At 62.8% G+C, this 22,264-nt stretch carries 21 protein-coding genes and 1 pseudogene; 4 read left to right on the top strand and 18 right to left on the bottom strand.

The genetic code is table 11. The annotated features are described in order from the left end of the window. Nucleotides 1-9: 9 nt before the first annotated feature. From CKO40_RS20555 to CKO40_RS20485, 15 genes are all read right to left on the bottom strand, one after another. Complete coding sequence (locus CKO40_RS20555) at nt 10-1,950, bottom strand: ArsA family ATPase (RefSeq protein WP_200348325.1); 1,941 nt, start codon at nt 1,948-1,950, stop codon at nt 10-12. After that, nucleotides 1,947-2,303, bottom strand: a complete 357-nt coding sequence (locus CKO40_RS20550; RefSeq protein ID WP_200348324.1) for a gas vesicle protein GvpG — start codon at nt 2,301-2,303, stop codon at nt 1,947-1,949. Before CKO40_RS20550 ends, CKO40_RS20555 begins: the two co-directional genes overlap by 4 nt. 65 nt (nt 2,304-2,368) lie before the next feature. Beyond that, nucleotides 2,369-3,160 carry a GvpL/GvpF family gas vesicle protein gene (locus tag CKO40_RS20545; protein ID WP_200348323.1) on the bottom strand — a complete coding sequence of 264 codons (792 nt, stop codon included), beginning with the start codon at nt 3,158-3,160 and terminating at the stop codon, nt 2,369-2,371. 29 nt (nt 3,161-3,189) lie between these two features. Continuing rightward, the gene (locus CKO40_RS20540) at nt 3,190-3,519 is read right to left on the bottom strand and encodes a hypothetical protein (RefSeq protein WP_207173778.1); all 330 of its coding nucleotides are present in this window, start codon (nt 3,517-3,519) and stop codon (nt 3,190-3,192) included. Between the two features lie 51 nt (nt 3,520-3,570). Then, entirely contained in the window at nt 3,571-4,599 is a 1,029-nt protein-coding gene (gene gvpN / locus CKO40_RS20535) for a gas vesicle protein GvpN (RefSeq protein WP_200348321.1), read from the bottom strand. A 15-nt stretch (nt 4,600-4,614) separates the two neighbouring features. Further along, nucleotides 4,615-5,454: a hypothetical protein gene (locus tag CKO40_RS20530; RefSeq protein WP_200348320.1), complete on the bottom strand. Its 840-nt coding sequence runs from the start codon at nt 5,452-5,454 to the stop codon at nt 4,615-4,617. A gap of 113 nt (nt 5,455-5,567) precedes the next feature. Then, nucleotides 5,568-5,786, bottom strand: coding sequence for a gas vesicle structural protein GvpA (gvpA, locus tag CKO40_RS20525; RefSeq protein ID WP_200348319.1), 219 nt, complete (start codon nt 5,784-5,786; stop codon nt 5,568-5,570). Nucleotides 5,787-6,020: 234 nt separating this feature from the next. Beyond that, nucleotides 6,021-6,425: a response regulator gene (locus tag CKO40_RS20520; protein WP_200348318.1), complete on the bottom strand. Its 405-nt coding sequence runs from the start codon at nt 6,423-6,425 to the stop codon at nt 6,021-6,023. Nucleotides 6,426-6,448: 23 nt separating this feature from the next. Further along, nucleotides 6,449-7,861, bottom strand: a complete 1,413-nt coding sequence (locus CKO40_RS20515; RefSeq protein ID WP_200348317.1) for an ATP-binding protein — start codon at nt 7,859-7,861, stop codon at nt 6,449-6,451. A gap of 61 nt (nt 7,862-7,922) precedes the next feature. Continuing rightward, the gene (locus CKO40_RS20510; protein ID WP_200348316.1) at nt 7,923-8,642 is read right to left on the bottom strand and encodes a GvpL/GvpF family gas vesicle protein; all 720 of its coding nucleotides are present in this window, start codon (nt 8,640-8,642) and stop codon (nt 7,923-7,925) included. Between the two features lie 8 nt (nt 8,643-8,650). Further along, nucleotides 8,651-9,451 (bottom strand): GvpL/GvpF family gas vesicle protein, encoded by an 801-nt coding sequence (locus CKO40_RS20505; RefSeq protein WP_200348315.1) that lies wholly within the window; start codon nt 9,449-9,451, stop codon nt 8,651-8,653. Nucleotides 9,452-9,467: 16 nt separating this feature from the next. After that, complete coding sequence (locus tag CKO40_RS20500) at nt 9,468-11,615, bottom strand: CDC48 family AAA ATPase (RefSeq protein ID WP_200348314.1); 2,148 nt, start codon at nt 11,613-11,615, stop codon at nt 9,468-9,470. After that, nucleotides 11,615-12,133 (bottom strand): Hsp20/alpha crystallin family protein, encoded by a 519-nt coding sequence (locus CKO40_RS20495; RefSeq protein ID WP_207173776.1) that lies wholly within the window; start codon nt 12,131-12,133, stop codon nt 11,615-11,617. The genes CKO40_RS20500 and CKO40_RS20495 overlap by 1 nt, the downstream gene beginning before the upstream one ends. Nucleotides 12,134-12,144: 11 nt before the next feature. After that, on the bottom strand, nt 12,145-13,584 hold the full coding sequence (locus CKO40_RS20490; protein ID WP_200348312.1) for a sigma-54-dependent transcriptional regulator: 1,440 nt from the start codon (nt 13,582-13,584) through the stop codon (nt 12,145-12,147). Between the two features lie 15 nt (nt 13,585-13,599). Beyond that, nucleotides 13,600-14,253, bottom strand: coding sequence for a hypothetical protein (locus tag CKO40_RS20485; protein ID WP_200348311.1), 654 nt, complete (start codon nt 14,251-14,253; stop codon nt 13,600-13,602). Between the two features lie 737 nt (nt 14,254-14,990). Between CKO40_RS20485 and CKO40_RS20480 the strand changes: the two genes are divergently transcribed. From CKO40_RS20480 to fcl, 4 genes and pseudogenes are all read left to right on the top strand, one after another. Beyond that, entirely contained in the window at nt 14,991-15,548 is a 558-nt protein-coding gene (locus CKO40_RS20480; protein ID WP_200348310.1) for a hypothetical protein, read from the top strand. A gap of 88 nt (nt 15,549-15,636) precedes the next feature. After that, nucleotides 15,637-16,395 (top strand): glycosyltransferase family 2 protein, encoded by a 759-nt coding sequence (locus tag CKO40_RS20475; RefSeq protein WP_200348309.1) that lies wholly within the window; start codon nt 15,637-15,639, stop codon nt 16,393-16,395. A 9-nt stretch (nt 16,396-16,404) separates the two neighbouring features. Continuing rightward, nucleotides 16,405-17,502 (top strand): annotated as a pseudogene (gene gmd, locus CKO40_RS20470) (GDP-mannose 4,6-dehydratase); the annotation flags it as partial. A 25-nt stretch (nt 17,503-17,527) separates the two neighbouring features. Further along, entirely contained in the window at nt 17,528-18,508 is a 981-nt protein-coding gene (fcl, locus tag CKO40_RS20465) for a GDP-L-fucose synthase (protein ID WP_200348307.1), read from the top strand. Nucleotides 18,509-19,886: 1,378 nt separating this feature from the next. Here fcl and CKO40_RS20460 read toward each other — a convergent pair. The 3 genes from CKO40_RS20460 to CKO40_RS20450 all read right to left on the bottom strand — a co-directional run bounded on the left by CKO40_RS20460 (nt 19,887) and on the right by CKO40_RS20450 (nt 22,086). Next, nucleotides 19,887-20,279, bottom strand: coding sequence for a hypothetical protein (locus tag CKO40_RS20460; RefSeq protein WP_200348333.1), 393 nt, complete (start codon nt 20,277-20,279; stop codon nt 19,887-19,889). Nucleotides 20,280-20,469: 190 nt separating this feature from the next. Next, on the bottom strand, nt 20,470-20,769 hold the full coding sequence (locus tag CKO40_RS20455) for a GIY-YIG nuclease family protein (RefSeq protein WP_200348306.1): 300 nt from the start codon (nt 20,767-20,769) through the stop codon (nt 20,470-20,472). Nucleotides 20,770-21,306: 537 nt separating this feature from the next. Next, the gene (locus tag CKO40_RS20450; RefSeq protein WP_200348305.1) at nt 21,307-22,086 is read right to left on the bottom strand and encodes an ElyC/SanA/YdcF family protein; all 780 of its coding nucleotides are present in this window, start codon (nt 22,084-22,086) and stop codon (nt 21,307-21,309) included. Nucleotides 22,087-22,264 lie beyond the last annotated feature (178 nt).

Here is a 22,264-nt window from a genome sequence, read left to right as displayed (position 1 = left end):
CGCCTGCGCTCATTGGGATGCCTCCAGCGGGCAATAGAGTGCATCGCCCAAGCGCCGCAGCGCATCGAGTCCGGTCGGTGCGGACTGGCGATAGACCAATGTCTGCGTTAGCCGTGGGAATCGCTGCTGCGCGTGCGCAACCTCTCGCGCCTGGCGCTCGTGCAGCGCATCACAGAGCGCGCAATCACCGTCGAACGGTGTCAGCTGATTGATGAACAGGCCGGAGACCCGGATCTGCAGCTGCTCGAGCGCGGCGATCAGATCGCCGGTCTCGGCCAATCCCAACGCGCTCGGGATGGTCACCAGGTAACAGGCGGTCTCGCGTGAATCCCTGAGCAGCGCTCGCAACCGCTTGACCGACTTCGACAGCTCGACCAGGTCACGGGAGAGCTCCGGCACCTTCAAGAGGGAGCGATACTTCAACAGCAGCTGAAAGAAGAGCTTCAGCCACTCTTGGATCAACTCGGGCAGCTCCAGCAGGCGCAGCGTATGACCACTCGGCGCGGTGTCCAGCACCACCAGGTCATAGGCCCCGCCGTCGAGGTATTCGATCACCCGGGTCAGCGCCATGATCTCATCCAGCCCCGGTGGCGCCAGCTCCAGCAGCTGCTCCATCGCCTCGCGATCGAAGGTGATGTCGAGATTGTTCAGCGCCTGCGAGAGGAAGCCGCGCAGCTCGTCACGATAACGTTGCTGCAGGACCGCAAAGGCCTGCTCGGCCGCGAACTCTTCGGCATCCAGGCCCGTGTCCACCGCGACTGGCCGCGGGCCAAAGGCGCGTCCAAGGCAGTCCGCGAGCGAGTGCGCGGGATCGGTGGATAACAGCAGGATGCGCCGGTCAGGGTACTCGGCGCGCAAGCGCAGCGCCGTGGCGCTCGCAAAGGTGGTCTTACCGACCCCGCCCTTGCCTGCCAGCATCACCAGCCGCGCGCTCGGCGGCGGCAGCGATGCAGGCCGTCTGACCCGGGTCGGCAATTCGTTGGCGACCGGCGCACCCTGCTCGCGCAACGCGGCAGGATCGAGCCGCTGCGCTTGCGACCAGACGTTGAGCAGGGCCTCGCCGCGCGGCTCATCGGCCAGCAGCGGCAGGGCCCAGAGCCTCGCCTGCGCCGGCTGCCGATCGAGGGTGGCGAGCGCGCGCAGCTGGCGCTGCCGCTCCACGCGGCAGACGGCGCAGTCGCTTGCCGGCATCATCCGATTGATCACCAGGTCTTGCGCCATGATCCCTTGCCCATCGAGCATCTGCAGGAGATCCTCGGTCTCCTCGATGCTCATCGCCTCGGCCAGCGTCACCGGGACGAATCGGCAACGCGTACCATCCTTGACCAGCTCGGCGATGCCCCGGCGGGTGCGCTCGAGCCCCAGCAGGAACTGGTCCAGATCATCCGGACGCTGGTCGCGTTGGAACCGCCAACGCAGATAGCGGTTCTTCGCCAGCAAGGCATCCAACGCCTTGATCCAGCGACTGATCAGATCCGGCATCTGCAGCAGCCGCAGCGCATGACCCGTCGGCGCGGTATCGACGACGATACAGCCGTAGCGCTGCTGCTCGATCCACTCGGCCATCTCCAGGTAGGCGGCCAGCTCGTCCATACCGGGGAGCGCCATCTCCAGCAGCGCCTGGGCGTCCTGGGCGTCTAACAGGGTCCCGCGGTTGGCGATCTCCTCGAGCTTTCCGCGATAGCGTTGCCTGAAGCGTTCCAAGGCCGCGGCCGCATCCAGCTCGAGCATCTCCAGGTTGGGCGGCAGCGCCAGCCCCGACAATGCATCGGCGAGCGAATGAGCCGGATCGGTCGAGAGCAGCAGCACTGTCTCCGCGCGCCGGCGCTGGGCGATCTCGAGCGCGGCGGCACAGGCGCAGGTGGTCTTACCAACGCCGCCCTTGCCCCCGAAATACAGCAGGCTGAGCCCAGGCGTAGTCAGGAATGCGGGTTGTGCCTGCAAAGTCATCTTGCGATGCTGACCTCCTCTTCATCGAGTTGCTCGGCGTCTTCCTCGTCGTCATCGAATTCATCGTCATCGAATTCGTCGTCATCGAATTCGTCGTCATCGAATTCGTCGTCGTCTTCCTCTTCCTCGTCAGCCTCGATCTCATCGAGCCGGTCCAGCAGGGGGCCTTCGCGGCGATCGAACTCCGCTTCATCGAGCTCCCCCGTCTCGAGCATCATGTAGAGATTGGTGAGCTCGTTGCGAATCCGGGTCGCCTCGCCCTCGACCTCCTCCAACGCGGCGTTGTGGATCTCCTTGAAGAGCCACAGCAAGCCGCGATAGGGGCTGAATAGGATGTCATCGACCACCAACATCATTCACCCGCTATTCACGCGCTATTCACCCGCTATTCGCACGCTATTCGCACGCTGGCATGCGACTAGCCGGCAGCGGCCCGCTGCTCGGCGCTGGCCGGGGTCCTGAGATCAAGATTGACGAAATTGTGCGGCGCCCAGGGACCGTTGTAGTCGAACAGGAAGTCATTGTCGAAGCGCTTGGAGGCCTCGAACACCCCCTTCTCGAACTCCGAGCGCCCGTCCTTCTCCACCAAGCAAGCCAGATTCATGACCTCCTTCTCATTCTTGGCAGGATTGGCGATCACTTCCTCACAGTAGTCGTTCAACACCTCGATCACGCGTTGGGTATGCCGCTCGCGCTCCTCTTGCACCAGCCGATCGAACATCCGTCCAAGCTCGATCTTCTCTTCGCGTGCCGCCTCGGACTGTTCGACCACGCGATCGCGCATCTCCCGCAGGACGGGATGCATACGGACGAAATACTCATAGATGTTGCCAACCTCCCAGGAGACACGCAGACCCATCTCGACCCGCCCCCTCACCCGCTGCAGTTGGTCCTCGATGGCAGGCGCATTCGCACGCAGCAAGGCCCGCACCGAGGCCGCGCTCGTTGCGATGGTGCCGAATCGCATCGGCAACACCGTTCCTTGCTCCAACAGATGCGCCAGCACCGCCCGATGTGCCATCAGATGGCGACGCTCCGGGCGCACCCGCGGGCTCTGGATATCGCTGACCACCGCCCCGACCGCACCTTCCGGGATGCAATAGACCCGAGCCTTGTTCAATCCAGTGACTCGGTAGCTCGGCACCTCGGCGTCGACGTCGACCAGCGCGTAGATGAATCGACCGCCTTGGGAATGGGATTTGCGGGCCATATCGCTCCTGCTGCTTGCTCGGCTTGATCTCAGTAGCGGATACGCAGCCCACGGGGCTGGCGCTCGCGCTCGCTCGACTCGGGCTTACGGGGATTGCTCGAGGTCGTCAACCGGCGGTGAAGCGGCCTCTCACCTGCCTGCTGCAGCGCCTCGGCCCCGGCCTCCGCGAGCAGCTGTTGCATTTCCGCCTCGATCTCGTCCAGGCGCTGATTGATGGTATTGATCCGCTGCTGCGCGGCATCCCGCTCCAAGCCGCGGCGATACCGCTCGAGCTCCAATGCGCCGAGTTGGAAGTAACTCGTGTAGCGGCGCTGTTCCTGATTGGTGTTGCGTCCCGCCAAGGTCTTGATATCGTTCATCGAACGTGGCGGACGCGTTGTCTTGACGGCCATCATTCACCCCTATCCGCATCAGCTCTGATGCCAAAAGCTTTGCGCCTTCTCGAGCACCTTGGACGAATCTGACCCATCAGCTGGCTGCACGCCGGACGGCGGGCACACCTGCTTGATCACATCGTCCACCCATTGCCGAAAGACAGACTGCCCATCATGCAGCACCTTGGCGCTTTCGGTGCTCAGGATGTCATAGCAGATATGATGGAACAGCCGATCGCCAAAGCGCGCCTGGCCACTGACCGTGCTGAGGATCTTGCCCATTGCAATCCCGGCGCGCAGGGTTGGCCGGGTCTTGTTCTCACCCGTTCCACGCAGCTCCCTGATGATATCGACGATATGGCCCGCCTCGATCTCATCGAGTCCGGATTTGGATTTGACGATCTTGATCTCGGTGTCCCGATCAGGTGGGTCGAGCCGAATCGTGATCATCCGATCGGCCAATGCGTCTTGCGTCTTGTGGGTGCCCGCATACTCCTCCGGATTCGAGGTGAAGATGGCGCGGAAATCACCGCCGACATCCAAATACCCCTCACCGGCGGTACGCAGCCCCGGAAGGTTCAGGATTCCCTCCGACATCACCGAGAGCAAGACGTTGTTGGCCTCGGGTCGGGAGCGATTGAACTCATCATAGATCAGCGTGTCGCCATTCCGGCATGCCGTCGTGAGCCGATTATCGACCCACATCTGCCGCATCTCCTCCTCGGTGCGGACCACCGAATGGATGAAATTATCGACGACCTTGCTCCGTCGATAACCGGCATCATTGGTGCCGATGAGATCCGAGACACTGAACTCGTCATTGCCATGGATCAGCGTCACCGGCCGGCCCCAGAGGGCCGCTAAATGAAACGCCATCGTCGTCTTCCCGGTACCGGACGGGCCGGCCAGATGCACCGGGTAGCCGGCGCGCAGATAGGCCAACGCGCGGCCAGTGACCTCTTCGACATAGGGCGTCGTGACGAAGGTGTCACTGGCCTCTGGGAGGACAGAATCGTTGTCGCTGGAATCGACAGCTTGAGCTTGACTAAGACTTTCCACGGTCATAACAGCAGACCCGAATCAGGAGGCGTTCTCAGAGCTATCCGAGGACCGTTTCGGACCGGATTTCTTTGCCTTGCCGCCGGCGGTTGCAGACGCTTTCGCTTTCGGCTCGGCGTCCTGAGCGCTTGCTGCGACCTCCGAGGCCGCCCAGGGGTTTGATTCGGCAGCTGCATCAGCGCTGGTCTCGGGCTGCTTGCGCGTCCTCGGCCGCGACCGCTCGCCCGATTGCGCCACGCCGCGCGCTGCGAATAGCTGGGCGACACCCGAGAGGTCTTCAGCGACGGCGTCCTGGATCGCGGCCACCTCGTTGCTCAGTGCGCTGAGGGCCGCCCGGCGCGCCTCGGCGCCAGCGGCTGCCTGTTCACGGCGTGCCTGCTCGAAGCCGGCGATCAGGCCGCTGACCTCCTGCTTGCTCTGGGCGATGAAATCGGCGCGCGCCGCGGCCTGCTGAGAGGCTGCGGCCGCGTAATCGGCACGGAACGCGATCATCCTCCGTTTGAAGTCCGCCAATGTACCGCGCATGTCCTCGGCAATGGCGTCGACCTCGGCACGGCGTTTCGCGGCATCCGCCGCCGCCTGCTCGGCCCGCATCTGTTGGAACCCCTGCAGCATCGCCCGCAGGCCCGCGTCCAGCTCGTTGATGTCCTGCGCCAGGCCGGCCAGGAACCGCTGCCGTACCGCTCGGTCCGCGTCGCCCTGCGCGGCCCGCGCTCGCGCAAAGCCAGCGAGCAGGTCATTCACATTCGAGGCCTGTTCGCCGAGGTCCTGAGCACGCCGCTGGTGCGCCTGCGCTCGCGCGCTCCGCGCACGGTCGATCTCATCGCGCAATTGCGTCATCTCGTCGAGAATCTTGCCCATCGTCGGTCTCCTCAGATCAGTGCAACGCTCTCCAGCCCCGCCGCCGTTGATACGACGGACGAGACTGGCCGGGGCACTGACCCGGACGGTCAGGCCCCTAGGCTCCAATCGCGTTAGGCAGGTGTCGCTGCCGTCGCGGTCAGGCCAATGGCCTCGGCGTACTTCAGGTAGGTCTCGACCGATGCCACCACGACCCGGGCCTCAACCGACAGCAGCTCGATGCCGACCAGCGACACCTTCACCCATGCATCGACAACGATGCCTTTATCGAGGACGCGATCGACAACTTCGGCAAGGCTCGAGGAATCGGTGGACTTTGCAACGTTTGCCATTGAACTACTCCTTTATGCGTGACAACACATCTGATTGGACAGTGCGGCTGCACTGTCACGGATAGAGAGAGCAACCCGGATGCCAACTTTCATCACTGCGCAGCCAATCGCTAACACTTTGATTTACGGAGACGCAAGGAGCCAAGCGATTGCCAAATATCAAGCATCCAATAATATTCTGATCGACTATCCATGGAACGGTTTCCCCAGTTATGGCAACCGCTCCCGATTGGCCTAACCAACCTCAATCGCCGCCTGAGCGCGCTGGCCCTCGCCTTCCACCGCAAGCGCATCGAGCAAGGCCTGATGCGAGAACGGCTTGGCGACGAATCGCCGAATCAGGCCCTGCTCCAGCGCCGCCAGGACGGCAGGATCATCGGCATAGTAATAACCGGAAACCAGAACGATCCAAACACCCGGGGCAATCCGATCGATTCGCGAAGGCAGCTCCATGCCATTCGTATCACGCAGCTTGGCGTCAAGGATGATGCGATCGAACGCCTCGTGCTGCAGTCGCGCGAGCGCCTCAGCACCGGTATTGACGCAGGTCACCCGGTGGGCGCGGGAACGCACCAGCCTTTCGATGGCCCAACAGATATCCGGATCATCATCGATGACCAGTATGGAAAGCCTGTTCAACGAGGTGAGGGCACTGCATCGCGTCAGGTGATAGGGAGCTCGACACGAAAGGTACTTCCCTTTCCGAGCTCACTGGTGACATGGATCGTCCCGAGGTGTCGGCGGGCGATCGAATGGCAGATGGATAACCCCAGGCCCACAGCTTCGGGGCCTTTCGTCGCCGTATGGAAGGGGTCGAAGATCTTGGGCAGATCCTGCTCGGCGATGCCAATACCGGTATCAACGATGTCGACGCAGACCTGGTCGTCGTCAGGATGCACATCAACCCGGAGCTCACCGCCGTCCGGCATCGCATTGATGGCATTCAGAAACATATTCAAGAACATCTGTTGTAACAGATTGGGCACTGCACGCAGCGGCAGCGGGCAGGGTGGCCGATTCAGGCTGAGACGGACCTGCTGCACCTTGGCCTGATTGGCCACCAGGTCGACCGTCTCCTGCAACAACTGACACAGATCGGTCTCGACCATTTCATCATCGGCGGCCGGCCGAGCGAAACGCAGCAGATTCTCGATGATATAGGAGGCCTTTAGGACACTGCCCCTGATCTTCTCGATACACTGTTCACGTAGTTCCTCATCGAGACCCGCTTCCTCGAGGAACTGCACGGCCGAATAGCAGGTCGAGAGCGGGCCGCGAACCTCATGGGCGATACCGCCTGCCATCACACCGAGCGCAGCCAGTTTTTGCGAACGCTGCAGTTGCTTCTCGAACTCCCGGCGCTCGGTCAGGTCCCGCCCAACCGCGACCACACCGATCACCTCGCCGTAATCGTTGCGCATCGCCGAGAACACCCAAGAGATCAGGCGTGACTGCCCGTCGCCGGCCATCAACTGCCATTCGGCGGTCAATGAATGGATACCGCGTTTGATTTGCGCCAAGAGCTTGCTAGCAGCCTCTTGGCAGTCCTGCCCGGAGCAGAGATCCGCGAACCAGCGGCCGGAGACCTCAGCGGACGACAAGCCGAAAAACGCCTCGGCAGCCGTATTCCAGGTCAGGATATGGCCCTCGTTATCGGTTGAGAGGACGATGTCGCTCGCACTCTCGACGACCAACGCCAGGCGCCGCTCGGCTTGACGGACCTCTTCGGCAAGCCGGACCTGCTCGCTGACGTCCTCGATGAAGACCATCACCCATTGTGAGCCGTCATGACGCGGCAAGGGGATGACCGAATAATAATAGACCCGCCGGGCAAGACCCGGAGCACGATAGCCGATGCGATTGCCGGGTTGGGCCTCGCCACTGCGCAGCGCCTGCTCGATGTGCTGCTGAACCCCTCCGGCATGATCCAGGATTTCAGGCGGCAGGACATCGGTGATGAACTGCCCCAGCGTATTGCGCTTGCTGCGGCGGGTCTTCTCCAAGAAATGCCGATTGACCATGGTGATACGCAGCGATTCATCGAGCAGCAGCACCGATGAGGGAATCCCATCCATGAGCTGCTCGTAACCACACCGAAAATGTCCGTCTCTGTTACAGAAAGGCATCATCGAACAGTCACTTCTCGCTGGAAAGATCCGCGAGCGCCGCGAAATGATAGGGTGGCCAAGGGCCGCTCAACTGCCATGCCCTCGGTACAGGCCGTGCTGCAGCGTCAGCAGATGCCGCGCGCAGCACCGCGGTGACCTGCGCGACCCGCGGGCGTGGCACGAGGTAGTGCACGGACACCATCGCCTGGCCCGCAAAGGAACCGGCCTCGATCTCGCGCCGACGCACGAGGCCAACCAGCTGCCGATCCAGGGCCTCGGCTTGATGCACGGCGGTTTGCTCGGCCGACAGCGCCCGTTGGCGCTGCAGCAGATAGGCCCGGCCGCTGGTCTGCTCGGCAACGGCTTGCGTGGCGGGATCGGCTTGCGCGGCCGAGTGCCCAATCGGGATGCGCAGACTCAGCTCAGCGCAGGCATCGAGCTCGGCCAGCACCGCCTGATACTGACCCTGATGGGCACCTAGATGCGCGGCAACCGCATCGGGATCATCGAACAGGCAGCCATAGCGCATCGGGATGACCGTCATCCGTTCGTGATAGGCCTCGATCACACGCCCAAAGGCCAAGGCCGTTTCCGTGCTCTCCAGGTTCGTTGGCGGTGGGCCGACCCAAGCCGTCAGGTCATGGCTCGTAACCGGCTGCAGGGGACCAGCCGACGGCGCAGGACCCGCCGAGGCCGATCTCGCCAGCCCGTCCTGAGCGGCGCTGACGCAGTAGAGCATGACCCTCATGGCCGAACTCACAGCAGCTCACCACAGAAGCTGTACGCAGCCCAGGGCCCCTTGCAGACGATCTGCAATCCCGCTGCCGCATGCTGCGCACGCGCGTCATCGATGAGACCAAGGAACCGCTCGGTGTCTGGGCTCGGGACCAGCACCGCCCAGTTGAACGCCAGCCCCTGCCCGGCCAGGACGCGCCTTTCGGTGAAACCAGCGTATGCGCGATACAAGGTATCGGCCAGGGGGGCGGTCCGCGCCGACAGCCAGGCCTCGAGATCACGCTCCAGCGCGCGGCGCAGGCGCTTCTTCTCCAGGTGCTGGCGGCCCGCTGATGCGGCCGGCACATAGCGCCCCGTCGCGATCGCCTCCTGCTCGCGCGCATCCAATGCCTGCTCGCGCTCCAGCACCCCTTGCACCGCCCACTCGCGACAGTCCTGCACCCGCTCCAGCGCCGCCTCGATCTGCCCCCGGCGTGCATCCAGTTCCTGCCGCAGCGCCGCGACAGACGAGAACAGGGTGCCGAACGGCAGCGGGAACACCGCCGCCTGCGGCAGGAAATGCGCGATGACGGTCTCATGGCACAGCGCGCGCGGCCCCAGCCAACCGACGTCGGCGAGATTCTGCTCGCCCTGCGGGCCGCGAAACTCTGCCAGCGGCACCGGGCTCACGACCGCCGTCAGCCCAGCGTGCTCCAGCGCCGCCACGGGCCGCGCCGGATCGATCGCCGCATCGGGCAGCGTGATGGCGCCGGCACTGCGCAGGACGCAGTAGAGATACAGCGCCTCGTCGGCTGCCGGTTCGAGCGCGGCATCGGTCGTCATGGGCACACGCACATGGCTAGCACAGTTGCCGGGGCCGATGCGCCAGATCGCCGAGCACCTCGGCGGTCGCGCACTCGATGTCGTCGGTCTCCAGCCGCACGTCCGTCACCGCCCCCGGGTCACCGCTGTCCTCGGCGACCGCGCGGCGAATCGCCCGCAATGCCGCGCGATTGCACAGGGCAGCCAGATCGGCACCGCTGGCACCGGCCGTGCCGGCTGCCAGCTGGTCGATGTTCACGAGTTCGCTACCCGGCTTATCGCGCAGGTGCACATCGAGGATGGCCCGGCGATCAGCCTCGTTCGGCAGCGGGATCTCGACCACCTCGTCGAAGCGGCCGGGGCGCAGCATCGCCGCGTCGATCAGATCGGCACGATTGGTGGCGCCGAGCACGAACACGCCCTTGAGCTCCTCCAATCCATCCAGCTCGGCCAGGAACTGACTGAGCACCCGCTCGGCCACATGGGAATCGGTCGCGCCCGCGCCGCGGGCCGGCACCACCGCATCGACCTCATCCAGAAAGATGATGCAGGGCGCCGCCTGCCGCGCCTTCTGGAACAGCTCCCGCACCCCGGCCTCGGACTCGCCGACGAAGCGCGACATCAGCTCCGGCCCCTTGACGGCGATCACATTGACCCCGCTCTCGTTGGCGATCGCCTTGGCGATCATGGTCTTGCCGACGCCCGGCGGACCTGCCAACAGCAAGCCTTTGGGCGGCCGCACCCCGGCCTGCTCGAACAAGGCGGGATAGCTCAGCGGCCACTGCACCGCTTCCACCAAGCGTTGGCGGATGGCGTCCAGGCCGCCGACGTCCTTCCAGCCGACATCCGGGACCTCGACGAACAGCTCGCGGATGGCCGAGGGCTCCACCTCGCGCAAGGCGGTGATGAAGTCGTCCATGCCGACGGTGGCCCCGGCCAGGCGGTCGATCGGCATCTCATCGAGCGACAGACCGATGTCCGGCAGCACCCGGCGCAGCGTGCTCATCGCCGCCTCGCGGCACAGCGCCTCGAGATCCGCTCCGACGAAGCCGTGCGTGATCTCGGCCAACTGGGGCAGCGCGACATCGTCATCGAGCGGCATGCCGCGGCTATGGATCTCGAGGATCTCGAGGCGCCCATCGCGGTCCGGGATCGGGATGCCGAGCTCGCGATCGAAGCGCCCGGGCCGGCGCAGGGCCGGATCGATCGCATTGGGCAGATTGGTCGCCGCGATCACGATCAGGTTCTGGCGCCGCGTCAAGCCGTCCATCAACGCCAGCAACTGCGCCACGATGCGCTTCTCGACATCGCCGACCACCTTGTCGCGGCGCGGCGCGATGGCGTCGATCTCGTCCATGAAGATGATGCTCGGGCCCTTGCGCGCGGCCTCCTCGAAGATCTTGCGCAGATGCGCCTCGCTCTCGCCGTAGAACTTGTGCACCACCTCCGGGCCGCTGACGCTGAAGAAGTTGGCGTCGCTCTCCTGGGCGATGATGCGTGCGATCAGGGTCTTGCCGCAGCCCGGCGGGCCATGCAGCAAGACCCCCTTGGGCGCATCGATCCCCAGCCGCTCGAAGATCTGCGGATGACGCAGCGGCAGCTCGATCATCTCGCGGATGCGATGGACCTGGTTGCGCAGCCCGCCGACATCCTCGTAGGTCAGCGTCGTGGTCGGTGTCGCCGCATCCTCGCTGCGCTTGCCGATCACCAGCGAGGTGGTCGGATTGATCACCACCGCGCCGCGCGGGTCGCAGTCGGCGACCGAGAAATCGGCCGAACGGCTGCCGAACAGCGACGCGCGCACCAGGTCGCCCTTGACCACCGGCAGCCCATCCAACAGGCTGCCGATGTAGTCGAGATCGCGCTTGCCGGGCGTCACCGTGGTCGGGATCAGCACCACGCGGCGCGCCGCTTGCCACGGCACGGCCTCGACCAGCGCCTGCTCGTCCATCGCGACCCCGGCATTCTTGCGCGTGATCCCATCCAGCTGGATCAGGTGCTGCCCGCGCATATCCGGATAGGCGGGCATCACCTTGGCGACGCTCGACGCCGAGCCCTTGATGCACACGACCTCGCCGAGCTCAAGGCCCAGCCGGCCGATATCGGCCGGATCGAGCCGCGCATACCCGCGCCCGACGTCCTTCGCCAGCGCCTCGGCCACCCTAAGCTTCAATGGATCACGCATCAGGCCAACCGCACCTCAAGGATGCCGTTGCGGCAGCTCGATTGCAGGTGAGCGGCGTCGCAGGCCCGCGGCAGCAGGATCTCCTTGCGATATTTCTTCTCCCCGCGCTCGGCCTCGACCACCAGGATGTCGTCCCGGAGATCGAGTCGGACATCGTCATTGCCGATGCCCGGCAGCTCGACGACCACCTTGATATGGTCGCCCTCATCGAATACGTCGGCCATCGGCTCGGTCACCTCTTGCACCACCGAGACACCGGTCTTCTCATCACGGCGGACATTGCCGAAGGGCTCGACCTTCGGTTCCGCCGCCGCGGTGCCATCGCCAGCAGCACCCACCCTGACCGAGAAGCCATAAACCGCTTTCACATCCTTACCTTGTTCAGACTGTAGATCGAATTGCCCACTGCGTTTCAGCTGCTCTCCGGTCTCAGCAAGATGACCCAGCTTATCGACCAAGTCACCGAGACCACGCAACACCCCTTCAATACCGAGGCCACTTTGGTCTTTATCGCTCATCACTCAGCTCTTTACACCTGCAAACCAAATCGCTTGATCTTGTTGTGCACCGTTTTGTAATCGACTTGCAGCAGCCGCGCGGCCTCGGCTTTATTGCCTCTTGCCAAACCGAGCGCCTTGACGAGGATCGCACGTTCCAACTGCTGCGTGTTTTCAAAAACGATATCGCGCATCGAGCGCTCACCCACCGGGAGCGACCCCTCATCTGCCGGCAATGCATCAGCACTCGCGCCGTCCCGAACTGGGAGGATGACATGCTCGGCCTCGATCCGCTCCTCGGCCAAGAGCGCCGCCCGCCTCACCACCGCCCTCAACTCACGGACATTTCCAGGCCATTCATAGGTCTGTAGCTGTGCCTGCGCCGCAGCGGAGAACTCCGGAACCGGTCGCAGCAGATCCGTTTCGGCCTGACGGCGGAAGCGCTCGGCCAGATGCAGGATGTCGTCTCCACGCTCACGCAGCGGCGGGACCAAGAGCTGGTACTCATTGAGCCGATACCAGAGGTCTTCGCGAAAGCGGCCTTCAGCAACCGCCCGCTGCAGATCCTCATTGGTTGCAACCAGCACCCGCACATCGACCGCAATGCCCTGCTGAGCACCGACGCGATAGACCACCCGCTCCTGCAGCACCCGCAGCATCGACGCCTGCGCCTGCAACGACATGTTGCCGATCTCATCGAGGAACAGCGTGCCGCCTTGCGCCGCCTCCACCTTGCCAATGCTGCGGCTATCGGCGCTGGTAAAGGCGCCCTTCTCATGGCCGAACAATTCGCTTTCGAGCAGCGTATCCGGGATCGCGCCACAGTCGAGCGCGATGAATGGACCCGCTGCCCGCGTACTGAAATCATGCAGGGTGCGCGCGACCAGCTCCTTGCCCGTGCCGGTCTCGCCCTGGATCACCACCGAGAAATCGGTCGCGGCGACGGTCGCCATCTCGCTCGCGAGCGCGCGAACCGCGGCACTGCCGCCCATCCGCGTACTGAGGTAACGCAGCAAGGCCGTCGCACCCTTGTCCTCGGCATCAGCGGCCTCAGCACCCCCATGCGTGACCAGGGTCCTGCCAAACTGCTCGACAGCCTGGTTGAGCACGCTGACAACATGCCGATTGTCGAATGGCTTCGGGAGATAATCCAATGCGCCCGCCTTGATCGCATCCACTGCTTGGGTCACCCCGGCAAAGGCGGTCATCATCACCACCGGCAACATCGGATGACTGTCGCGAAGGCGACGCAAGACCTGCATCCCATCCATAGCGGGCATCTTGACATCCAACAGCACCACATCAGGCGTACGCAGGCTCACGTTGCGCAATGCGGCATTCCCATCATGCGCCGTCAGCACCTCGAAGCCGCTACGGCTCAGCACGATCTTCAGCATGTCGCAGAGATCATGGTCATCATCCACGACCAAGACCTTCAACGGCGTCCCACTGAAACCTGTGTCGATACCCATCTCAAGCACTCAACCTCACTTGAGCGTCACATGACTGCGGATCGCACCAGGTTTGCCAATCGGATACCGGAGTTTGATGTCGGGATTCAAATAGGTCTCGACATCATGCAATAGGCCGATGAAGAGAATCCCGACCTCGCCATCCTGCAGCGTTTGATTGATACGCTCGCCAATCGCCGCATCCCGACGGTTCAACAAGTCCACAGACGCCATAAGAAGGGTCGACTGCTCCGGCCCGCTCGCATTCAGCTTCTCTTTCTGCAATAGATACTCTTCAACCAGCAGGTCCGGCGGCTCGGTCCCCATGAGCTCGGCGCCGTGCCCGATCAGTTGCTGAAGCAGCTGATGATTACGACTGCCACCGGCCGCGAGCTCGTCCACGATGGCCGCTTCCCGGCCGCAGATCGGCAACCCATCCTGATACAGCCGCCAGCCCGAGGAGCCGACTGGAAGTGCCGTGATCACCTTCTCGATCTGATCCCAGACCTGCTTGATGCGCTCCTGTCGTGCGGCCTCTCCTTGCGCGCGCTTTTGCTGCGCGGCATCTCCCGCACCACGACCCGCGGCTGTCGCGGTGACGCGATCCGCAGCAACCTCAGCGACGGCGCCCGTCAGCCCCCCCAGGTCTTCCGCGGTATGGATCACCGGTAGATAGATCAGGATGCGCATCTGCTTGCTCCACCTCAGTGTCAGATTCGTCGATCGATCCCTGCAAGGCTTGCTGTCGACCGACCGGTGCAACCAAGGTGGCCGTGCCGAACAACCGCCTCAGATTCGGCATGTCCTCAGCAATCGAGCTCTGCATCGCAGCGACCCGACGACTCGTCTCTTGGATCGCGGCAAGACGCGCCTGTGCCTCGGCTGCCTGATCGTGGCAGTCCTGCCCGAAGCCTTCGCATGCAGTGACCTCAGGGGCGGCCCCTGACTCGGCATCGGCTCTCCGCCCGCTCATACCAGCAGCGACCACCTCAATGACAAGCGCCGACTCATCGGTGCACAGGGTTCGTCTGTCATCTGAGTCATCCATCGCACTGCCTACCGATTGGACCACGCGATTGGACCACGGACACAAGCGGATACAACCCCCCGCTCGACGGCCGTGATCACTCGTCGGCACTAACATCGTCGATTCACCCGGAAGGCGCAACATCCCTGCATACTTCTTCATTACGGGATCGCCCCTCGATTCTTAATCCTTCTTCATCTTTTCGGTTGAGCTCAAACCGGCTTCTCTTCATAAATCTTCAGGTTCTTCATAAAACTTCACAGTCTTCATACTTCTTCTTTTTCACTACATCAATCTTCATTACAACTTGCTTGCTCATGACCTGTCGATCAGTTTGACTGACGCTTCAGCAGCCGCTGGAACCAAATGGCTTAAACTGAAACAGATAGGGAGTTATCCCATGCTAGCTACGTTAGGCAAGTTGCTCGACGGTCATTCGCGCTCGAGGTCACGAACAGGAGAACCGAGCGCAGGCGATCTGGCGGTTGTCCAGAATGATTCAGCCGTTTATCAGACCCTATGCGAAGCCTCTGTGATGCGCATGCCCAAACGGACAAGCGCCATCATCAAGCCCTACCCGGGGATTCAATTCGACTGCACACCCGACGATCTACTGAAAGCCCTCGGCGAGCCTGAACTCAATCTCTATACCCCCCAAGAACACCTGCTCTTCTACCGGCTCAAGCGCGCCGGCTACAAGTTGCGCACCGAATTCCACTTTCATCGGTCCCGCCTCTTCTACGCAAGACGCACCTTTGAGCAGATCAACCTCGTCGATAAAGACGAGGTGGTCGCCGCATTACGTGCGAAATACCTGAAAGATAGCCTGTTCGACCCAGAGGAAGAAAAGATCCTCGATCCGCACGGCAATGAAATCCTCGTGCGCACGAGCAGCGACCTGCAGCTCGATTATCTCCGCTCCTGTCAGGTAACACCTGAATACCGCCAAGCCGTCTAGTCAGACGCCATCACGCCTGTCGGAGGTTCTGGCTTCAGCCTCGGTCTCGGCAGGGTAAAGACCACTTATGCTGCAGGACTCTTGAACCATGAAGATCTCGATTATCACCGCAACCTATAATTGCGCGAGCACCCTTGCTGATTGCCTCGACTCCCTAGACAACCAATCACATAGCGATATCGAGCATATCGTTATCGATAATCAGAGCAGTGATGGAACACTGGAGCTGTTGAGATCGCGACACGACAACCAGCGCGTGATCGTCAGTGAGCCGGATGCCGGCATCTATGATGCCCTCAACAAAGGAATTGCAATGGCGAGCGGCGAGGTTGTCGGGCTGCTCCACAGCAACGACCTCTTTGCCGCGGAGGATGTCGTGAGCGGGATCGCCGAGGCCTTTTCTGACCCCAATATCAACGCGGTCTACGGCGACCTCGAATACGTTTCGCAGCAGGATACCGACCGCGTCATTCGTTACTGGCGTGCAGGAAACTTCGAACCGATCAACCTCCGTCGCGGCTGGATGCCACCGCATCCGACCTTGTTCTTGCGCCGCTCGGTCTACGAGCAGTTTGGCCCCTTCAATAAGAGTTACCGCATCGCCGCAGACTACGACTTCATGCTGCGCGTCCTGACCCACCTGCCCGATGATCAGGTCTCATACATGCCGCGCGTCTTCACCCGGATGCGTACCGGCGGCGCAAGTAATCGGTCGCTGACCAATATCGCCCGGAAGTCGTGGGAGGACCTTCGCGCCCTGCGGGCCAATCGGGTCGGCGGGCTGAGCACATTGATGTTCAAGAACGTCCAGAAACTGCCCCAGTTCTGGCGCCGCGCGACCGCCTAGGATGAGGTTATGCAACGGGCACTCATCACCGGCATCACCGGTCAGGACGGGTCCTATCTCGCCGAGTTTCTGCTTGAGCAGGGCTACGAGGTGCACGGCCTAAAACGCCGAACCTCCCAGTTCAATACCCAGCGTATCGACCATATCTACCAAGACCCGCACGAGACCAATCCCCGACTGCACCTGCATTACGGCGACCTCACCGACACCTCGAGTCTCACCCGCATCCTCTGCGAGGTCGAGCCCGATGAGGTCTACAACCTGGGTGCGCAAAGCCATGTGGCGGTGAGCTTCGAGGCGCCAGAGTACACGGCCGATGTCGACGCGCTCGGGACGCTGCGGCTGTTGGAGGCAATCCGGTTCCTTGGGCTAGAGCGGAAGACCCGCTTCTACCAGGCCTCCACCTCGGAGCTCTACGGCCTGGTCCGTGAGACACCGCAGTCCGAGAGCACGCCGTTCTACCCGCGCAGCCCCTATGCGGTGGCCAAGCTCTACTCCTATTGGATCACCGTCAACTACCGCGAGGCCTACGGGCTCTACGCCTGCAACGGCATCCTCTTCAACCACGAGAGCCCGCGCCGCGGCGAGACCTTTGTCACTCGCAAGATCACCCGCGGGCTCGCCAACATCGCCCAGGGCCTAGAGGACTGCCTGTACATGGGCAACATCGACGCCCTGCGAGACTGGGGCCATGCCCGTGACTATGTGCGCATGCAGTGGCTGATGGTGCAGCAGGACATCCCGCAGGACTATGTCATCGCCACCGGCCAGCAGCACCGGGTGCGCGATTTCATTCGCTGGGCGGCGCAGGACTTAGGGCTCATTCTCAGCTTCGAGGGCGAGGGGCTCGAGGAATGCGCTGTGGTCGCGGAGGTGATCGATGAGCGGGCGCCCGCGGTCAAGCCCGGTGACGTCATCGTGCGCATCGACCCGCGCTACTTCCGCCCGGCGGAGGTCGAGACACTGCTCGGTGATCCCTCCAAGGCCAAGCGAGAGCTGGGCTGGGCCCCCGAGATGACCGCACGCGAAATGTGCACCGAGATGGTCGAAGAGGATCTGCGCATCGCGCGGCGCCATGCGCTACTGAAGGCCCACGGCCTGGAAACGCCGGTACCAATGGAGGACTTAGGTCATGTCCCGCACCAAGCCAACCAGAATCTATATCGCCGGCGACCGTGGCATGGTGGGCTCGGCGATTGTGCGGCAGCTCGAGGCGCGTCGGACAGCTGGCGTTGGCGTTGAGCTCATCACCCGCAGTCATGCCGAGCTCGACCTCACCGATCAAGCCGCCGTGCGCGCGTTCATGCAGGCCGAAGCGCCGGACGTGGTGATCCTGGCTGCCGCCCGTGTCGGCGGCATCCAGGCCAACAACGACTATCCGGCGGCGTTCATCTACGACAACCTGATGATCGAGGCCAATGTCATCCACCAGGCCTTCGCCGCCGGGGTCAAACGCCTGCTCTTCCTAGGCAGTTCCTGCATCTACCCCAAGTACTGCGCCCAGCCCATGGCCGAGGAGGTCCTGCTCACCGGACCGCTCGAGCCCACCAACGAGCCCTACGCCATCGCCAAGATCGCCGGCATCAAACTCTGCGAGAGCTACAACCGCCAGCACGGCACCGACTATCGCAGCGTCATGCCCACCAACCTCTACGGCCCCGGCGACAACTTCCACCCCGAGCACTCGCATGTGCTGCCGGCGCTGATCCGGCGCTTCCATGAAGCGGCCCGCAGCGGCGCTGACGAGGTCGTCATCTGGGGCACCGGCACACCCCGCCGGGAGTTCCTGCATGTCGACGATCTCGCCGACGCCGCGCTCTTCGTCCTCAACCAGCCCAAAGTGGTCTACGACGAATACACCCGGCCCATGTGCAGCCACATCAACATCGGCACCGGCGTCGACATCGCCATCTGGGAACTGGCCGAGCTGATCGCCAAGGTCACCGGTTTCCGCGGTCGCATCGTCACCGATCCCACCAAGCCCGACGGCGCACCCCGCAAGCTGCTACACGTCTCGAAACTGGCAGCGATGGGTTGGCGCGCGAAGATTGGTCTAGTGGAGGGCATCGAGGCCACCTACGGCTGGTACCAAACGGCGTCCGCTTCAACCTAAGTGGCTGTCCATTTTCTACTTCCCGATGATCGCCCAGCGCTGGCCCGTAAATCGGGAAGTTGATGGACAGCTTCTAAACCGCGTCCAGAGACAGGAACGTCGTTTTTCCGCAGCAGGCGCGGTCAAAATTGCACATCCCAAACTGGATGCAGTATAGAAACCGCAGTTGGGCGGGCCGCCAGGGTGCGTCCCGCGTGCCTGATCGGGAATTGGCCAGCGAGGTGCCTATTCCGACGAACGTGACCGCCGATTCCGATCTCGGCGTGACCGATTTCCGGTCGGTTTCCGGAATGGCTGGTCACGATGGGCCGAAATACGCACGAGGCACAAGGAGGGGGGAATAGTCATTCTGTCAGCAACCCCTTGAGACACTGGTGGCATCGGAGATCGCGCTCGGCCATCGCGACCTGCTTGCGATGCCGCCGGCGCCGTCTCCCGACCGCAAAAAGAGACCGCCGGGACGGGGTGTGCTTCCATCGCGGCGGTCAACGAGGCTTGCTGCCCAGAACCGGTTCTGATGAGTGGGTGTTATTGTTCCGCCGGGACTGATCCAGACGGAGGAGCCGCTTATTTCCAGTATCTGGCGGCTTCTTGGTGTCCGGATCACATCAGTCGGGACACTACTCCTGCCGCGCGGCTGTTGCAGAGCTCGGCGGCCCCTTCGAACTCATCAGGCTGTACCAAGAAGCTGTCCATCAACTTCTTCCCGATTTACGGGCCATATTGTTCCGCCGGGACTAATCCAGACGGAGGAGCCGCTTATTTCCAGTATCTGGCGGCTTCTTGGTGTCCGGATCACATAAGTCGGGACAATAGCTGGGCGATCATCGGGAAGTAGAAAATGGACAGCCACCAAGTGAGTGAGGGCTAATAGCTTGAAGCCGTGTGGGATGCGCTTTGCATACGCCCTCCGCGGCTTCGGGTCTACGCCCCTTCGCCACTGCGGGCGCACGCGCCCACGGCTAGCCGGGGACTACGCGCCTTCGCTTCGCTCGCCATGGCGCGCATCAGGCGCTTGGGAGGCGGATCGGTCATTGTGCGAGACCACGCCGACCAAGAACCCGCCACTGACCACTGCAACGAGCAAACCGCCAATCGTCAACGCATCGAAACACATAAAACTACCTCCGTTTCATACATCCGTTTCATACATTCAGGGCCGGATAACCCAAAGTCTCGACCAAGTAAGGATAGTTTAGTATTTACGCATATACTGATGCTATGAAGATTTGTAAAGACGCGATCGGACAACAGACCGAGCTGCGCCTGCAGCAAGAGATCACTAGAGACCTACTGGCTCTGCGGCAGCCTCGTCGCCCTCGCCGCCGCGTTCAAGCTCGCCGATCTGTTGACCGCCGCCCCCTAGAGCGCGACCGCATCAGCCGCTGGCGCGCGCATTCAGCGCCTTGCGGTCGAATCTGCCGGTAGCGATGCACAGCAGCCGAATCTGCCGGTAGCGATGCACAGCAGCCGAATCTGCCGGTAGCGATGCACAGCAGCCGAATCTGCCGGTAGCGATGCACAGCAGCCGAATCTGCCGGTAGCGATGCACAGCAGCCGACTCTGCCGGTGGCCATGCACGCAGCCGTAGCAGGGTGCGCCGGGCCCAGGCGCTCGATGGAGACGACGCAGTTGTGCTCATCGAAGGGGTCTCGAGGTAGCCATTACAGGCCGCGACCACGCCGGCCTGATCCGAGTCCAGAATCTGGATGTAGAGCGTTTTCGTGACGCCCGCCGCACGCAGAGCCTGCTGAATCAAACTGTACAGCAATGTGGTTCGTTTAGTGGCTGTCCATTTTCTACTTCCCGGTGATCACCCAACGCTGGCCCGCAAAACGGGAAGAAGTTGATGGACAGTTTCTTAGCCTGAACCGAAAGATCTGGAAGTCAAGAGCGCGCGAGGCTGGGCCGTTGACCTCCGGGGGAAATTTATCGCTGAGGGAGAGGCTAGTCATTTGGGCTCAATCACCAGCAGAGAAGTCCTCGAACAGATCGCGCCAAGTCGGGTTCATGTCTTCGATAGCGCGCAGCTTCCACTCGCGTCGCCACCCCTTCATGCGCTTCTCGAGTTGGATCGCGGCTTCCATACTATCGAGTCGCTCGTACCAGACCAGTTGATGGACTCGGTAGCGCTTGGTGAAACCCTCGACCAAATCGTGCTTATGCTCCCAGATGCGCTTTGGCAGGTTGCTGGTGACGCCGATGTAAAGGGTGCCGTTGCGTTTGCTGGCGAGGATGTAGACAGCTGGGCGGCGGGTCATCGGATGAGCCTCTAGGATTCTGTCGTCTCAGCCCATGGTTCCGTCGTCCCGGGCCATGCCTCCGTCATCTCAAGCCACGCCGCCGTCTTCCCGGCCGGGAAGCCGGGACCCAGGCCAGGGATGGTGAGCGGGCGGTTCCTGCTGAGCTTTGGGGCCTGCTGCTCAGGGCCTGCTGTGAGGTTGCTTTCCCTGCGCTGGATTCCGGCTTCCCGGCCGGAATGACGTAGGGGAAAAGGACCGGAATGACGTAGTGGAAAAGGACCGGAATGACGGAGAGCACGCTTTAGAACCCTGTTCGACAATACCGGCAACCGTTATCGGAGCGAGCCTCACGACCGCCAACGCACCCGCACCAGATACCCCAAATACTCCTTTACCGCCAACGCACCCGCACCAGATACCCCAAATACTCCTTTACCGCCAACGCACCCGCACCAGATACCCCAAATACTCCTTTACCGCCATCGCACCTGCACCAGATACCCCAGATACTCCTTTACCGCCAACGCACCCGCACCAGATACCCCAAATACTCCTTTACCGCCATCGCACCTGCACCAGATACCCCAGATACTCCTTTACCGCCAGCCCGCTCGCCTCCAGCGCTTCCGCACTCGGCACCCAGCAGCGCAGCCCACGACAGCGGCTAAAGGCGCGATAATCCGCCCCCACCGGCACCACCTCGAGCCCGACGCGCTCGAACAGCGCGACCGCCCGGCGCAGATGCCAAGCCGAGGTCACTAGCAGCACCCGTCGCGCCCCGGTCGGCGACAGCAGCGCACGACTGAAATGGGCGTTGCCCAAGGTATTGCGGCTAGCGCGCTCCAGACGCAGCGCCGACCTGGGCACGCCAAGCTCGATCAAGAGCCCGGCGATCGCCTCGGCTTCCACTTCGGCGATCGGCGGCACGATCTTGCCACCGGCGCTCACCACCACCAGCGGCGCACAACCGGCGTGATACAGCCGCGCGGCCTCCCAGACCCGATCCGAACCCCAATGCAAGCGCGCTCGGACGTCGGCGATCAGACGCGGGCGCACCGCCCCGCCCAACACCACGATGGCATCCGCGGGCGCGCACGCCTCCGCGGCCTGCGGCGGATACGCCGACTCCAAACGGCCCAGCAACCCGTCAGCCACCACCGGCAGCGCGCAGACCCCAATCAGCCCCAAGCCCAAGCCAACGCCCAGCACCCCGAGCCATCGCAACCGCCACACCAACACAAGGCCAAACAGCGCGATCAGCAACCCCAGCGGCAGCGGCATCACCAAAGCCGTCGCCAACCGCTGCAGATCCAGCCAGTCGCTCAAGCCAACCACACTTACACTCCGTCCAGTTTGGGATGTGCAATTTTGACCGCGCCTTCTGCGGCCGGGTGACCACGGGTGATTGCTCACCCGTGGTTCCCACAGATCCGGACGTGCGGAATTCCCGCATCCGGCTCCTCAGTTGAGCAGTCGCTACACAACAATCGTTGCACACCCATCGGACAAAAGC

This window comes from Halochromatium glycolicum (assembly GCF_016584085.1).
Lineage (GTDB): Bacteria > Pseudomonadota > Gammaproteobacteria > Chromatiales > Chromatiaceae > Lamprobacter > Lamprobacter glycolicus.
This window is presented reverse-complemented; position numbering and strand designations above follow the sequence as displayed.

Bases quoted from the DNA above. Each gene is read 5' to 3' on its own strand.
- CKO40_RS20555 (WP_200348325.1), bottom strand. From the start codon at position 1,950: ATGACTTTGCAGGCACAACCCGCATTCCTGACTACGCCTGGGCTCAGC.
- CKO40_RS20550 (WP_200348324.1), bottom strand. From the start codon at position 2,303: ATGTTGGTGGTCGATGACATCCTATTCAGCCCCTATCGCGGCTTGCTG.
- CKO40_RS20545 (WP_200348323.1), bottom strand. From the start codon at position 3,160: ATGGCCCGCAAATCCCATTCCCAAGGCGGTCGATTCATCTACGCGCTG.
- CKO40_RS20540 (WP_207173778.1), bottom strand. From the start codon at position 3,519: ATGAACGATATCAAGACCTTGGCGGGACGCAACACCAATCAGGAACAG.
- gvpN (WP_200348321.1), bottom strand. From the start codon at position 4,599: ATGACCGTGGAAAGTCTTAGTCAAGCTCAAGCTGTCGATTCCAGCGAC.
- CKO40_RS20530 (WP_200348320.1), bottom strand. From the start codon at position 5,454: ATGGGCAAGATTCTCGACGAGATGACGCAATTGCGCGATGAGATCGAC.
- gvpA (WP_200348319.1), bottom strand. From the start codon at position 5,786: ATGGCAAACGTTGCAAAGTCCACCGATTCCTCGAGCCTTGCCGAAGTT.
- CKO40_RS20515 (WP_200348317.1), bottom strand. From the start codon at position 7,861: ATGGATGGGATTCCCTCATCGGTGCTGCTGCTCGATGAATCGCTGCGT.
- CKO40_RS20510 (WP_200348316.1), bottom strand. From the start codon at position 8,642: ATGAGGGTCATGCTCTACTGCGTCAGCGCCGCTCAGGACGGGCTGGCG.
- CKO40_RS20505 (WP_200348315.1), bottom strand. From the start codon at position 9,451: ATGACGACCGATGCCGCGCTCGAACCGGCAGCCGACGAGGCGCTGTAT.
- CKO40_RS20500 (WP_200348314.1), bottom strand. From the start codon at position 11,615: ATGCGTGATCCATTGAAGCTTAGGGTGGCCGAGGCGCTGGCGAAGGAC.
- CKO40_RS20495 (WP_207173776.1), bottom strand. From the start codon at position 12,133: ATGAGCGATAAAGACCAAAGTGGCCTCGGTATTGAAGGGGTGTTGCGT.
- CKO40_RS20490 (WP_200348312.1), bottom strand. From the start codon at position 13,584: ATGGGTATCGACACAGGTTTCAGTGGGACGCCGTTGAAGGTCTTGGTC.
- CKO40_RS20485 (WP_200348311.1), bottom strand. From the start codon at position 14,253: ATGCGCATCCTGATCTATCTACCGGTGATCCATACCGCGGAAGACCTG.
- CKO40_RS20480 (WP_200348310.1), top strand. From the start codon at position 14,991: ATGCTAGCTACGTTAGGCAAGTTGCTCGACGGTCATTCGCGCTCGAGG.
- CKO40_RS20475 (WP_200348309.1), top strand. From the start codon at position 15,637: ATGAAGATCTCGATTATCACCGCAACCTATAATTGCGCGAGCACCCTT.
- fcl (WP_200348307.1), top strand. From the start codon at position 17,528: ATGTCCCGCACCAAGCCAACCAGAATCTATATCGCCGGCGACCGTGGC.
- CKO40_RS20455 (WP_200348306.1), bottom strand. From the start codon at position 20,769: ATGACCCGCCGCCCAGCTGTCTACATCCTCGCCAGCAAACGCAACGGC.